14 protein-coding genes are annotated in these 14,235 nt (G+C 45.7%); 2 read left to right on the top strand and 12 right to left on the bottom strand.

Annotation, left to right across the window (positions count from 1 at the left end; genetic code table 11):
* Positions 1–137: 137 nt before the first annotated feature.
* The 8 genes from JMY01_RS12615 to recN form a co-directional block, all read right to left on the bottom strand.
* Complete coding sequence (locus JMY01_RS12615) at positions 138–758, bottom strand: class I SAM-dependent methyltransferase (RefSeq protein ID WP_201576359.1); 621 nt, start codon at positions 756–758, stop codon at positions 138–140.
* 237 nt (positions 759–995) lie between these two features.
* Positions 996–1,934 (bottom strand): site-specific tyrosine recombinase XerD, encoded by a 939-nt coding sequence (gene xerD, locus JMY01_RS12610; protein ID WP_201576356.1) that lies wholly within the window; start codon positions 1,932–1,934, stop codon positions 996–998.
* A gap of 23 nt (positions 1,935–1,957) precedes the next feature.
* Positions 1,958–3,175 carry a class I SAM-dependent methyltransferase gene (locus tag JMY01_RS12605; RefSeq protein WP_201576353.1) on the bottom strand — a complete coding sequence of 406 codons (1,218 nt, stop codon included), beginning with the start codon at positions 3,173–3,175 and terminating at the stop codon, positions 1,958–1,960.
* Positions 3,176–3,233: 58 nt separating this feature from the next.
* Complete coding sequence (gene tusA, locus JMY01_RS12600; protein ID WP_201576349.1) at positions 3,234–3,560, bottom strand: sulfurtransferase TusA; 327 nt, start codon at positions 3,558–3,560, stop codon at positions 3,234–3,236.
* Between the two features lie 78 nt (positions 3,561–3,638).
* A complete protein-coding gene (locus tag JMY01_RS12595; RefSeq protein WP_201576346.1) occupies positions 3,639–4,112 on the bottom strand; it encodes a hypothetical protein in 474 nt (157 codons plus the stop codon).
* A 105-nt stretch (positions 4,113–4,217) separates the two neighbouring features.
* On the bottom strand, positions 4,218–4,727 hold the full coding sequence (ruvX, locus tag JMY01_RS12590) for a Holliday junction resolvase RuvX (protein WP_201577653.1): 510 nt from the start codon (positions 4,725–4,727) through the stop codon (positions 4,218–4,220).
* A gap of 191 nt (positions 4,728–4,918) precedes the next feature.
* Complete coding sequence (locus tag JMY01_RS12585) at positions 4,919–5,482, bottom strand: YqgE/AlgH family protein (RefSeq protein WP_201576342.1); 564 nt, start codon at positions 5,480–5,482, stop codon at positions 4,919–4,921.
* Positions 5,483–5,578: 96 nt separating this feature from the next.
* Positions 5,579–7,258: a DNA repair protein RecN gene (gene recN / locus JMY01_RS12580; RefSeq protein WP_201576339.1), complete on the bottom strand. Its 1,680-nt coding sequence runs from the start codon at positions 7,256–7,258 to the stop codon at positions 5,579–5,581.
* Positions 7,259–8,026: 768 nt separating this feature from the next.
* On the opposite strand from recN, the gene JMY01_RS12575 reads away from it, so the two are divergent.
* Both JMY01_RS12575 and rlmB read left to right on the top strand, forming a co-directional pair.
* Entirely contained in the window at positions 8,027–8,362 is a 336-nt protein-coding gene (locus JMY01_RS12575; protein ID WP_201576334.1) for a pyrimidine/purine nucleoside phosphorylase, read from the top strand.
* A gap of 242 nt (positions 8,363–8,604) precedes the next feature.
* The gene (rlmB, locus tag JMY01_RS12570; RefSeq protein ID WP_201576331.1) at positions 8,605–9,375 is read left to right on the top strand and encodes a 23S rRNA (guanosine(2251)-2'-O)-methyltransferase RlmB; all 771 of its coding nucleotides are present in this window, start codon (positions 8,605–8,607) and stop codon (positions 9,373–9,375) included.
* On the opposite strand, the gene coaE is transcribed toward rlmB, so the two are convergent.
* The 4 genes from coaE to pilB all read right to left on the bottom strand — a co-directional run bounded on the left by coaE (position 9,338) and on the right by pilB (position 14,121).
* On the bottom strand, positions 9,338–10,021 hold the full coding sequence (gene coaE / locus JMY01_RS12565; protein ID WP_374220378.1) for a dephospho-CoA kinase: 684 nt from the start codon (positions 10,019–10,021) through the stop codon (positions 9,338–9,340). The two genes, rlmB and coaE, sit on opposite strands and share 38 nt — an antisense overlap.
* A gap of 165 nt (positions 10,022–10,186) precedes the next feature.
* Positions 10,187–11,086 carry an A24 family peptidase gene (locus JMY01_RS12560; protein WP_201576325.1) on the bottom strand — a complete coding sequence of 300 codons (900 nt, stop codon included), beginning with the start codon at positions 11,084–11,086 and terminating at the stop codon, positions 10,187–10,189.
* A gap of 37 nt (positions 11,087–11,123) precedes the next feature.
* Entirely contained in the window at positions 11,124–12,347 is a 1,224-nt protein-coding gene (locus tag JMY01_RS12555) for a type II secretion system F family protein (RefSeq protein ID WP_201576322.1), read from the bottom strand.
* Between the two features lie 67 nt (positions 12,348–12,414).
* Complete coding sequence (gene pilB, locus JMY01_RS12550; protein ID WP_201576319.1) at positions 12,415–14,121, bottom strand: type IV-A pilus assembly ATPase PilB; 1,707 nt, start codon at positions 14,119–14,121, stop codon at positions 12,415–12,417.
* Positions 14,122–14,235 lie beyond the last annotated feature (114 nt).

The following is a 14,235-nucleotide window of genomic DNA, read 5'->3' as shown; positions in this document are numbered from 1 at the left end:
CTTAAATATGTTTGCGTAGGCTGCGGCTTTAGCCCAGCGTTGTAATTTTGCAGAGTTTCTTGCTGGGCTAAAGCCGCAGCCTACGATATTTCTAAACCTAAAAGTCTGAGCAAAATTTTTATTTCTAAATTAATACTTTATTCCTTTGTCGCCATGGTAATGGTATAGGTTTTCCCTTGTTTGACCTTTTCACTATTGCCAAACACCTCGGTAAACGAGCGCTTCATAAATTGGCGCAGACCATTGATGGTCACAACGTAAAAACGGCCACCTTGACGCATACGCGCATAGGCATCGAGGAAGTATAGATAATGCTGCTCTTTACCTACTTTGGCTGGCAAGTTCGACATCACAAGGCTAAAGTCTTTGTCTTTTGCCACGTGATTAAAGCCGTTTGATAAATGCACATCGACATTTTTTAGACCGTTTTTCTCGCAATTCAGACGCGCATATTCCACCGCCATAAAGTCTTTATCGATTAACGTATGCAGACCATTCGGACATTCACGCGCCGCGGTCATACCAAGCACACCATAACCACAGCCCAAATCTATCGAATCATCATCCGCTTGAAAGTCCACATAATCAAGCAGCATCAAGCTGCCGTCATCGAGCTTTTGCGGTGAAAATATGCCCCAGGTAGTGGTAAAGTCAAACGGCTTACCTAGCACATCTTGGCGAAAATGAATGTCTTCGCGCCAGTGTTCGGCATTTTTTAATAGGTCAGCAGGGGGGCGGTGATTTGTAGAATGGCTCATGGGATTCTCGGATAATAGATAGTTAAAATGGTAATAGGTTATGGCAGGTATTGTAGCGAGAAAAGGGCAGGTTTGCAGCTAGGGATTGATAGAATTTTAGCGAGGTTTTAAGAAGAATAGAGAGGGTGCGCTCAGCGCACCGATAAATGGAGTAATTTTGGTACAAACATCGTTGGGTCTCGTTCCTCGACGCCAACCTGAAAAAATCAGGTTAGCAGTGCTTCGTTTTAACGATTCTTACCCTCTCGGATGATGCTCGGTATGTAATTTTTGCAATCTCGCTGTCGCCACATGAGTATAAATCTGCGTGGTAGACAGGTCACTATGCCCAAGCAATAACTGCACACTACGAAGATCTGCGCCATGATTGAGCAGATGGGTGGCAAAGGCATGGCGTAAGGTATGCGGTGATAACTCTTTATCGATACTAGCGACTTTGGCATATTTCTTAAGTAAATACCAAAAGTTTTGCCGCGTCATATAACCGCCTTGTGCGGTTAAAAATACCGCTTGGCAATTGCCAGATTTTAAATGAGCGATTAAATCACCACGAGCATGAGTTAGATAGTCTTCTAGCGCGTCTGTCGCGTATTCACCTAATGGAACCAGTCTTGTTTTATTACCTTTACCGGTGATTTGTAGCCAACCAGAGTTTAAGTTGACTTGTTCAAGCGACAGATTAATCAACTCGCTAACACGCAGACCGCACGCATAGAGCACTTCTAGCATGGCTTTATCACGCAGGCCGAGCGCCGTGCTGGTATCAGGCGCAGCGAGTAAATTATCGACATCCGCTTCGCTTAAATCCTTTGGCAAGGGGCGTCCAAGCTTCGGGCTTTTGATGCGCTCGCAAGGATTGTCTTCACGCAGATTACTGGCAATCATCCAAAGGTAGAACTGCCGCAAGCTTGAGAGCATGCGCGCTTGAGTACTTGGCGTTTTGCCGTCTTGGATGAGGGTAGAGAGACAATGCAGCACATCGTCAGGCTGCCATTTCGTCAGGGCAATAGGATTGGTGAGCTCGCAAGCACGTAGGTCGCGGACATAAGCGTTACGTGTCCGCGTTGCCAGACCGCGTGCCAGCATGGCTTGCCGAAATTCAGTGATATAAGATGGTTCGTCATCGACGGCTAGTGCTTTTGGTTGGCGCTGTTGTACGGCACGGTCGCGGCTCATGGGATTTACTCAGTAGTTGACTGTTAAATACGCTGCAAACACCATAACGAGGTGACTTCCGCACTTCGTGCTGCAAACAATGGATCAGTGTCGTCTTGGCTGCGACCATGCTTAGGTTTGGTATCGAGACGGTATTTTACTGCTAAATCGCTATCCGCAAACCAACCCAATAAATCATCACGCGTACGCAGTTGCAAATGCTCAGCTAAGTCCGACAGAATCAACCAGACTTTTCCTTGCTCGGCTAGATGCTGTTGTGCGCCCTGTAACAACCCACGCAGCATTGCACTATTGGCATCATAAACGGCGTACTCTAAAGGCGAGCTGGGCTTAGCAGGCAACCAAGGTGGATTACAAACAATCAGATTGGCGAGCGGCGCGTCAGTCGGATACAAATCCGCTTGCTGCAACTGGACGTTAGATAGCCCTTGGCGCGTAAAGTTTTCATTTGCACAGGCCAAAGCACTCGGATTTAAGTCCGTCGCAATCACCTGATTTATACCGCGCTGCGCTAAGATAATCGCCAGCAAGCCAGTGCCAGTACCGATATCGTAGGCGATATCATTAACTGCTGGTAGTGGCGCATCGAGGAGCAGCTGTACGTACTCATGACGGGTTGGTGCAAAGACACCATAATGCGGGTAAATCGATATACCTAAGCTTTCAATTGGTACACCTTTTTCGCGCCACTGCGCTGCACCAAGCGCCCCTTGTAGATCACGAAACGACAGCACGCACGACTCATCCATCGCCTTATCTAACTGGCCAAAAGCCGCCATACAGGCGGCACTGACATCAGGGGCGCGGCGTAACTTACTGACATAATCAGCATCAAGCTCTAACAACAAGCGGCTCAATATGCGCGAACGCTGGGCTTGGATTTGGCGCTGTTGATGAAATAGGTTAGGTATGGCTACCGAATCAGTCGTGGATTTGGCAGACTCATTAGCCTTAGCAGCTTTTTTCATTTTGCGCTGCTGGGAGCGCTCATTGGTACGCTCGATACGCCGTTTGAGTGCTTGTAGTAATTGCCGCGCATTATGAAAATCACCGCGCCACAGTAGTGACGTGCCTTCGCACGCTAAGCGGTAAGCTTCATCCGCCGTCGTTTTATCATCGACTAATACAATCCGCGCAGGCGGCGTATGATTGCTTGCAGACAACCAGCGGGCTGTATATAAGCTTTCGCTGCCGTTTTTGTTTTCGAGCCACTGCACATACTGCTTCTCTGTTTGTAACACGTAGCCTACCTTTTATGAAAATATGATCTCTATAAAGTACTGAGTCTTGGCTGTCTTATTAAGCGCTCTTTTTCTTTACCAAATAACGATAAAGTGTGGCACTTATTGGCGCATTATCATCGTCAGCGACAGTGATTTCGTCAGGATCGACGTCTAAAATCACATTTTCAGCAAGCGTCTCTTGTTGGACAAGCGTGTGCCCCAGATGACGACAAAAATTAGGAATGTCACGAGTCGTTGCAGGGTCTGTGGCGAGTATTTCAATCACTGCGCCCGCATCGGCTTTACGAATGGTTCTATGCAGCATCATTACCGGTTCAGGGCAGATCAGCCCTTGGGTATCTAGATGATGTTGAATCGTGGTATCAGATATTGAAGGTGTCATAGTCTTAGTTTGAGTCGATAAAGTAAAGTTAAAGTGTTTGCTATACAGCCATTAGTAAAGATTTACCGCTTAGCTGCTTTACGCCTCTTCAATGATGTCAGCTTCAGCTTCCAAAAAGTTAAAAAAGCGTTTAAAGCTTACCTTGAATAAGAAGGCCACACCTACCCAACAAGCCAGTCCCAGCCATGCGGTATCAGCAAATAGTAGCCCCCCAATCAATACTACGGCGGAGACACCGATGCTTAGTGCAATCATTGATGGCTGATTTAAGCGGTAGCGATAAATCACTAACGCATCATAAATGGCAATGGGAATGGTGAGTGCAATCAAGGCATATGGCAGATTATAAAACAGTTGATACAGCAGCTGATTGTCATGAAATGCTTTGATACTGGCAATAGTTCCAAAGATCATAAAGGCGAGAATAGCGGTATAAATGAGATAGATCGCTATTTGGTTGGCACGCTGTGCGCCTTTGATACGAGCAATAGCAAGCGGAGCAAAGCCATGTTGCGTCTTGCTTTGCAAGGGTTGGTCTGAGGCATTGATCATAACAGTCAGTCGTTTATCAGTATGTGATTATAAGTGTGCGATTAAAAAGCACTTGCTCGGATGCCATAGCGTTGCATAGTAAAACGGCCTGAGCTCAATGCTTGCTTACTCTGTCTTAATAGCACTAATCGCAACGGCGCTATTAGGATCAGCGAAGTAGGCGGACAGCAGGATACAGGCAGAGATATCATCAATTGGGTCGCGAGGATCTTGGATCCAACCTTGCTCCCATGCCAACTCACGTGCTGCCACTGAAGTCAGACGCTCATCACATAGCTTCACGGTCACAGGTAAGTGTTGTTCCATGATGCGATGTGCTAAACGGCGTGCAAACTTATGCGCACGTTTGGAGAGCATAGAGCTGCTACCATCCATGTTTAGTGGTAGTCCAACCAATACTTGCGTGACGCCCCATACTTTTATGATACCCAGCAAGTTGTCCCAATCAGGTTGGCCGTTGTCCATCGCCAAAATATCAAAAGCGCGTGCGGTCTCGGTGATGGTATTACCAAGCGCCATCCCCATCTTTTTGACACCATAATCCAGCGCTAAAATCAGATGGTCTTTAGGTGTTGGATCCGTTTGACAAGTATTGGTAGCATGCTCAGCGGACATATCCGTCTCCGCATTGATATCTGTGTCTGTGTTAAAGGTATTGTTGACCATAGTAGCCGCTTTCCCTGTTGTCATTGAACTTATAGCGCTCAGTATGACGTTATGTGTTGGACTTTAGCAAAAGCAATAGATCTCATTAGCCACAGAATAACTGTCTGATATTGGTCGTGACTAATCATAGTTAATCATAGCTAGGCATGACCAATATCAGTGCTTAAGTAGTCAAAGTTCACGCCGATTTTATCCGCCGCTGACTGCCAACGCTCTTCAAATGGGGTATCAAACAATAAGTTTAAATCAGCAGGGCACACTAACCAGTCGCCATTTTTAAGCTCGTTTTCTAGCTGTTTTTTGCCCCAGCTGGCATGTCCCAAGCACAGATGGTAGTGACCAACGCCTTGACCAGCAGCGATACGCTTGAGAATGTCTTGACTGGTGGTAATACAGACGTTCTCTGATATCGCAAAAGAAGACGCCCATTCTGGTTGGCCAGTATGCAGCACAAAGCCTACTTCAGGGTACATCGGACCACCCTCTAGCGCCAAATCTTCCATCACTTGTGGATCAGTCACCTCAATGTCTAAGTCTTCTAATAGCTTGCCGACACGTGATTGCTCGATTGGACGATTCACCATCAATCCAAGTGCGCCTTGTTTGTCGTGGCGACAGATATAAATCAGCGCGCGCTCAAACCGTGGGTCTGGTAGCTCAGGTGATGCAATCAAGAAGTGATGGGTCAAGTTAGCTTTAGACATAGATACAGGCACAGTTTAAAGGAGATGAGACACTACTATATGGTGATTGTCAGCAGAAAATCAACAGAGGTTTGATATTCGCGTCGCCGTTACCGATTATTTGATATCAGTCAGTAAGCTGCGCGCGTGATCACGGGTGACATCAGTGATGGTCACACCGCCTGACATCCGTGCCAGCTCATCTACCTGGGCATCTTTACCCAATATCACCAACTCGCTTTGGGTTTGTTCATGATGATGCTTTTGTACCAAAATATGCTGATGCGCTTGCGCGGCAACCTGTGCTTGGTGGGTAATGGCTAATAGTTGCTGCGTCTGTCCTAGCGCACGCAATAGCTCGCCAACGACTTGCGCGGTGCCGCCGCTGATACCGACATCGACCTCATCGAATACTAGCATGGGTTTGGCGGCATTGTTATCGGCATTGGTCGCTTGCAATACTTGCATCACTAGTGCCATTCGTGACAGCTCACCGCCTGAGGCAATCTTATGTAGTGGCTGCATTGGCATGCCAACGTTGGCACTAAAGAGCAAGTCGATATCGAAGCAACCTTGGGCACTGTAGACGCTAGGGTCTGCTTTTTTGGTAAAGACGAACTCGCAGCGTGCATTGGGCAGGGCAAGCGGCTGCAATTGTTCAATAAGCTGCGCGCAGATACTCGGTGCGGCTTTTTCGCGCTTTTTATTCAGTTCAGTTGCTCGTTTGAGATATGCTTGCCAAGCGTCATCAATTTGTGCCGCCATTGCATCGCTACTGGGCTCGTTCTCTAATTGTTCTAGCTGTTGTTGCCAAGCTTTCGCTTCAGCGATTAAGTCGACTGCTGGCAAGCTATGCTTGCGCGATAAGCGGTGACCAAGGCTGATAAGGTTGTCTAACTCTTGTAAGCGTTCAGGGTCTGGCAGTTGCTGCTCAGCATAGTCCGAAAGTAGAGCAGTCACTTCAGTAATTTGCTGCTGTGCCAAATGCAGTTGCTCAGATGCTTGCCCAAAGGTTTGACTGACACCGATTTGATGGTCACACAACTTGATGGCTTGACCAAGCAAGGTCATGACGTCAGGCTCATCAGTATCATTGTCAAGTAAATGCAGGCCATGACTGGCCTCTTGCATCAAAGCTTCAATATTGGACAGCTCCTCGTGCTCCGCTTCAATATCATGATAATCGACAGCCAGTAGCGGTGCGATATCAGCCAGTTGACTTTGGAGTAGCTCGATACGGTCTTGGCGCTGCGCTTCTCGGCTGGCTAGCTCATCTGCTTGGCGTTTGAGCTGTTGATAGTGTTGATAGCTACTGGCTGTTTGTGCTGCTAATGTCGTCAGCTGCGCCATTTCATCCAGCCACTGCACCACGAACTGTGGCTTGAGTAGCGCCTGCTGTGCGTGTTGGCTATGAATGTTGACGAGTAGTGTGCCAAGACTTTTTAGCTCAGCCAGACTGACTGGCGTACCATTTAGCCAAGCTTTTGAGCGACCATTGCTACTTAATTGCCTACGAATCAACACTTCTGGCTCATCCAAAGAGCGATCATGCGCGGCAAACCACTCTGCCACCACAGTATTGTCTGCTACATCAAATTGCGCGTAAATATCTGCATTTGCAGCACCATGTCTTACCATCGCGCTGTCTGCTCGGTCGCCTGCACATAGTGCTAATGCATCGAGTAGTAGTGACTTGCCAGCACCAGTCTCACCGGTAATGACATTAAAGCCCTCAGCAAAGCTCAGCTCATGCTCACTAATGAGTGCAAACTGGTATAAGGTTAGTGATAACAGCATCAAAGCCTCTCATGGCAGACGGTTAATATCGGATAACAGGTGTTTAAATGTGGTTTAATCATCTAGTCATCGTTTAAATAGAGCAATATAAAAAGTAAAAATGGATTAAATAGCTATGGATATTAGTAGTGGCTGCTATAGAGTTAGTGTATAGCTAATTTATAACTAACGCTCAGTATATAGTATCAAAATCTGCTTAATATAAATTTTATCGTGGAAAAAGTCTATTTGCTCTTGGGATAAACCAGTTTTCAGAAACGTTATACTATTGATCAAATCCATCACGATAAGATGAAAGATAACCATGGTGAAGCGTATATTCTGTGAAGGTTTGACGATTAAGCTGAAGTAGATACGCTAATTAATTAGTAATAATAGCTGTATTAAGCGCTGTCTAATAAGCTATAGTTAAGCACACTGACCCCAAATATTAATCATGATTTACAGGCGTGCTGTAACAAACTTTACAGATATAATGTGGTAGCATAATCTCACCTAATCGTAATATCTGGCCACACTGAACACACATATTAACGCATGCGCTAATGGTTCAATCACGCTAAAGTGGGATTTTATCATAAGATTAGGCAGTAAAATCAATATTTTAGGAGTCGGGTGCCACAATAGCAGCTCTTTAAAAGACCATAGCTATAGTGAGGATTCAAGAGTGTCCATAGTGCTTTGATGTGACTAGTGAATCTCTTAACCTCCCTAAAATAAGTCACTTATTTTTTAGTTTTGCAATAATTATTTGATAAGGAAGCCACTATGTCAGCGGCACAGTTTACCAATGTGACAGTCAATGCTCAGGCGACGATATCTTATGATGGTCGCTGCTCCAGCCATACCATTATGTTTGAGGATGGTCGACACAAGACTTTGGGTGTCATTCTACCGTGTGATAATACCATCGAGCAGTATCAGTTCAGCACCAATACCTCTGAGCGTATAGAGATCATTAGCGGAGAGTGTGAAGTTAAGATTAGTGGTGATGAAGAGTTTAGCTACTACCGTGCTGGCCAGTCTTTCGTAGTCGAAGGTAATAGTAGCTTCAATTTACGTACTGATGAGATCGTGCAATATGTCTGCCATTTAGAGGGCTGATAATAGCAAATATATAAGGTATTAACTTATTGACTGTTAAAAGGATTATTCCTTCAGTTAGACAGTAATCGTTAAGCTAACTCATCAAGCAGGCTAGCTCATCAAGCAGATAGTCACACAGCTAAGCACACTACAATCAAGAAACAAATAATATCCTATAGATTTTATTTGTTTCTTTTTTTGTTCAAAATTGTTTTATTCACGCTTCTTTTATTCGAACGTTTCTATTAGGTTTATCTATTATGGCAAAACCCAGTTACTTTTATGGTATTCATGCGATTGAAGCCTTACTTGCGCATCGTCCACTGGATGCACTGAGCTTGTTTGTGCAGCAAGGACGCGAGACCGACAGCCATGTGCAAGAGATTATGGCCGCTGCAAAAGCGAATGGCGTCAGTCTACAACCAACGCAAAAAGACAAGCTCACGCAATTATGTGGTAGCCCGCAGCATCAAGGCGTTGTCTTACATGCTCGCCCATTAGGCTTTGCTAATGAAGGCTTATTAGACACCCTCACGGCCAATGACCATTGTCTATTGTTGGTACTCGATCAGATTACCGATGCGCACAACTTCGGTGCTTGCCTGCGTACAGCAGTGGCGATGGGCGTGGATGCGGTTATCTGTCCAAAGCATCATGCCGCCAGCTTGACACCGACGGTTGCGAAGGTCTCTGTAGGAGCCGCTGAGATGATGCCTATTATCAGCGTTACTAACCTAGCACGGACATTATCACAAATTAAGCAAGCGGGCGTCTTCGTATTTGGCACCGCACTGAGTGCAGATGCCAAACCAATACATGCTGCAGATATGACTGGCAAGACTGCCTTAATCATGGGGTCGGAGGGCGAAGGGATGCGACGCTTGACTACTGAGAGCTGTGACGAGTTGGTGTATATCCCCATGTCAGGTAATGAGCATGGGAATCTACAAAGTCTGAACGTCAGTGTCGCTACGGGAATGGCGCTTTATGAAGTTAATCGACAGCGTACTTTATCTGTTGGGCAAGTGTAAGATAGTTTTGGTGCAGTGGCTCTAGCTGTTGATGTAAAGCTGCTAGATCTGCGTTATTGACCACGATGTCATCGGCATGATGATTACGCTCATTACGATCAAGCTGATTGGCCATGATGGCTTTGATTTTGACCATGCTTAGCTCATCGCGTAGACTGGCACGCTGTAGTTGGGTGTCTTCACTGGCATCAATCACCAAGATACGTTGACATAAGTTAGCCAGCCCTGCCTCGGCCGCTTCAATCAATAACGGGGCTGACAAGATGACATAAGGTGAGGTACTCGCCGCCAGCTGTACTTTTGCCGCCTCACGGATAGCGGGGTGCGTAATTTCCTCAAGCTCAATCAGAGCAGCGGGATTGGCAAACACATGCGTGCGTACAGCAGCACGGTCCATATGTCCTTCTGCATTAACCACCCAATCTCCAAGCTTTTTTTGAATTTTGCGCAGGGTGGGGCTGCCTTTGGCAACAACTGCGTGAGCAATCACATCAGCGTCAATGATATCAATCCCTTGCTCTGCGAACCAATCACTAGTAGCAGACTTGCCACTACCGATACCGCCTGTCAAGCCAACGACCAAGCGTCTGCTTTTGCTAGTATTGATGGTTTGTGGACGATCATTAGTAAAGACAGACTGAGACATTGAATCGGAGTTTGTTGACGCATCATTTATTGACATAATAGTGACTTATTTGGCTGATAAAATAAAAGGGGGTTGGCATGCTTAGTGACATTAGTAATAATGTATCACTAACTAAACAGTCGATAAAGCGCTTATTGAGTAAGCGCTAGTCGTTACATCGACAATCTATATGTACATTGCCAAATACCAGTTAATAATATCTGAACCATATAATAAAGCAATGATGCCTGCAATGGCGATATAGGGACCGAATGCAAAAGGTTTGCTCTCACCTTGCTTTCTCATCAAGATAATACCGACGATGGAGCCTAGTAAGGAGGAAAGAAGGATGATTAATGGCAACATCATCGGGCCAAGCCACGCGCCCATGACAGCCAACAGTTTAAAGTCGCCTTGGCCCATACCATGCTTTTTGGTAATGAGATAAAATATCTTAACCACCACCCATAACGATAAAAACCCTAATAATAATCCCCAAATAGACTCAGTGGGCGATACAAACCAGCTTTGCGAATTGACCGCTAAGCCCAAGCCTGCGAGTGGAAAGGTCAAGCGATCAGGTAGTAGCTGAGTATCAAAATCAATACCGGTGAGCGCAATCAAAGTCCATACCAATACAAGCGCAGAAACCCCTGCAGCCGTAACGCCAAACTGGTAGATGACCAGAGCCGATAGCAGGGCAGTGACAAACTCTACGATAGGATAACGAATACTAATCGGCGCTTGACAGTCTGAGCAGCGTCCTCGCAGCACTAGCCAACTTATCAGCGGTATGTTTTCATACCACCTGATTTTATGAGCGCAGTGCGGACAACGTGAAGCCGGCGTGCTTAAAGTAATCGGTGCGTCGCCTGAAACTACTTGCGTTAACACTGAGGTATGTTCGAGCGGCATATCTGCCTGCTGTGACATAAACTGGCTACATTCTTGGCGCCAGCTGGCGACCATCATGAGCGGTATGCGGTGAATAACCACGTTCAAAAAACTGCCCACACAGAGCCCTAGTAGTGCAAACACGACCAAGGCTATTGTCATATTGTCTTGTAATAACTGTATCAATTGCATTAAGTAGCAATCCTAATATTTGAATGTTCAACAGAGCCTAGCCGACCACTGAGCCCATTTGGAAGATCGGTAAATACATGGCAATGACTAAGCCACCGATTAACACCCCTAGTATCGACATGATTAAAGGCTCCATCAAGCTGGTTAAGCCATCGACTGCGTTATCTACCTCGTTTTCATAGTAGACAGCGACTTTATCGAGCATCTCTTCCAAGCTACCTGATTCTTCGCCAATACCGACCATTTGAATGGCCATACTTGGGAACAGGTTGGTTGAGCGCATAGAGAACTGCAGCTGCTGACCGGTTGAAACGTCGTTTTTTATCTGCTGAGTGGCGTTGTAAAACACCACGTTGTTGGTCGCGCCTGCGGTGGAATCCAAAGCATCGATTAAGGGGACACCTGCTGCAAAGGTAGTAGACAGTGTGCGGGCAAAACGAGCGATCACTGCTTGATAGGCAATGTTGCCAAATATGGGCGCTTTTAATGTGGCACGGTCCAAAAAGTCACGAAACTTTTTCGAGCGTTTTTTGGCTTCAGAAAAGCCAATGACAGCACCACCAATGGTTATGATCAATAAAAACCACCATGACTGCATCCACTCTGACATACCAACGACCATTTGCGTAAAGGCAGGTAGCTCTGAGCCGAAAGATTCAAACAAATCTGCGAATACAGGAACTACTTTAATTAACAGGATAATGGTCACAATAATAGCCACCACAATGACCGCAATAGGGTATTTCATGGCTTTTTTGATCTTCGCCTTAAGTAGCTCGCTTTTTTCTTTATAGGTGGCCACCCGCTCTAGCATAGTTTCAAGTGCACCTGCTTGCTCACCAGAGTCAACCAGTGAACAAAACAGATCGTCAAAGTAGCGTGGATGCTTTCGTAGCGCAGAAGCAAAGGTACTGCCAGATTCGATATCGGCTTTTATCTGTAGTACCAACTCTTTCATACTCGGATTATCTAAAGAGTCAGCCACAATCTCAAACGACTGGGTCAGAGGCACCCCAGCTTTCATCATGGTCGCCAATTGCCGCGAAAATATCGCGATATCCATCGGCTTAATCGATTTTTTGAATGCAAATAAGGGCTTGGGTTTTTTCTTAATGCTTTTAACCGTGATACCTTGTTTACGCAAAGTGGCTTTTGCTAGCTCCAAGCTACGGCTAGTGGTCTCACCTTTGACTTTTTGTCCACGTCGATTGACTCCGTCATAGACAAAGTCTAGTAGCGTGTCAGTTTTCACTTGTGCCATACTCTCACCCTCAAGTTTTTCCCAATTTATACATTTTTATATCATTGGCTGCTATTTATGCTGGCTGTTATTCAGAAGTTACTCGCATCATCTCTTGAATACTGGTCACACCTTGTAAGACCTTTAAGATACCTGAACGTCGCAAATCGCGAAAGCCGTTTTTTAGCGCGGCATCTTTGATATCAATGGCATTACCGTCTTCCATAATAATACGGGAAATATCAGGACTGACTTTCATGACTTCATAAATACCGACACGGCCTTTATAGCCTTCACGGCATTCACTACAACCAACAGGCTCATAAATCACGTTGTCTGGGTCGTCCAAATCTGCATCAGTAAAGCCAAGCTCGAGTAAGCTTTGCCTAGGAATATCAATAGGAGTTTTACAGTTTTTACATAAACGCCGGGCCAGTCGCTGCGCGATGACTAAGTTTACTGAGGTGGCAATGTTGAATGATGCCACCCCCATGTTGCGCAGACGAGTCAGGGTTTCAGGAGCGGAGTTGGTATGCAGAGTCGATAGCACCATGTGTCCTGTTTGCGCGGCTTTGATAGCAATCTCAGCGGTCTCAAGGTCACGAATCTCACCGACCATAACGATGTCTGGATCTTGACGCAAAAATGACTTTAGAGCATTAGCAAAAGTTAAGCCTACTTTGGGGTTTACGTTGACCTGATTAACGCCTTCAAGGTTAATCTCAACAGGATCCTCGGCGGTGGAGATGTTGGTCAGACCCGTATTTAATATATTGATACCTGTGTATAGAGATACCGTTTTACCAGAGCCGGTGGGTCCCGTGATCAATAGCATGCCTTGTGGCTTATTGAGCGCCTCCATAAACATCTCTTTTTGATCCGGCTCATAGCCTAGAGCATCAATACCGAGCATCGCTGAGGAAGGATCTAAAATACGCAGCACGATTTTTTCGCCAAACAGCGTAGGTAAGGAGTTTACCCGGAAGTCGATGGCTTTGTTCTTTGAAAGCTTTAATTTGATACGGCCATCTTGTGGTATGCGCCGCTCTGAGATGTCCATCTGTGACATAACTTTTAGACGCGCGGCAATTTTGCTGGCAAGTTGTATGGGCGGGTTGGCCATTTTTTCCATCACACCGTCGACCCGAAAGCGTACGCGATAGGATTTTTCATAGGGCTCAAAATGCAAGTCAGAGGCTCCCATGCGAATTGCTTCAACCAGCATTTTGTTAACGAACTTCACCACAGGTGCTTCATCCACACCGTCATTAAGTTTGGTCTCGTTATCTTCTTCGGTGTCTTCTAAATCAACATTGAAATCACCGTCAGAAAAGCTATCGAAGTTTTGCATGCTATCAGCATAGACACTGTCTATACGCTTTTTTAGCTTGTCTTCCTCGACCACCACGGTTTCAACCGATAACTGCGAGTTAAAGGCGATGGCATCAATAGCATCGACTCTGGTAGGATCGCTTAGCGCAACAAATAGCCGTTGTCCACGCTTAAAGATAGGCAGAGCATTGAACTTGCGTACTACTTTTTGATCAACCAAGTCTTTGGGGATATTATCGTTATCCAGTACATTAATATCGAAAAGTGGATCGCCAAACGCTTGCGAAAGCAATTTAGCCACCTGATAGGCATTGGCCATTTTATTGTCTACTAAATACGAAACCAGGCTTATTTTTTGTTGTAATGCTTCGGCTTGCGCTGTTTTCATATGCGCTTCGCTAACCACACCAGCATGGATAAGTTGCTGTGATAAACTTCCGAATTTATTGGTCATGCTAGACATAGACCATCTCCTTAATACCGAACATTAGTACCGAATATATTAAAAATCTTACAATAACTTTAAATCGGGTTATCGCACCTTCTAAATAACACTATAAAAAAAGAAGGCCAGTAG

It is taken from the genome of Psychrobacter sp. H8-1 (genome assembly GCF_904846575.1).
Taxonomy (GTDB): Bacteria; Pseudomonadota; Gammaproteobacteria; order Pseudomonadales; family Moraxellaceae; genus Psychrobacter; species Psychrobacter fulvigenes.
The sequence above is the reverse complement of the archived record's forward strand: the minus strand, read 5'-3'. Positions and strand labels throughout refer to the sequence as shown.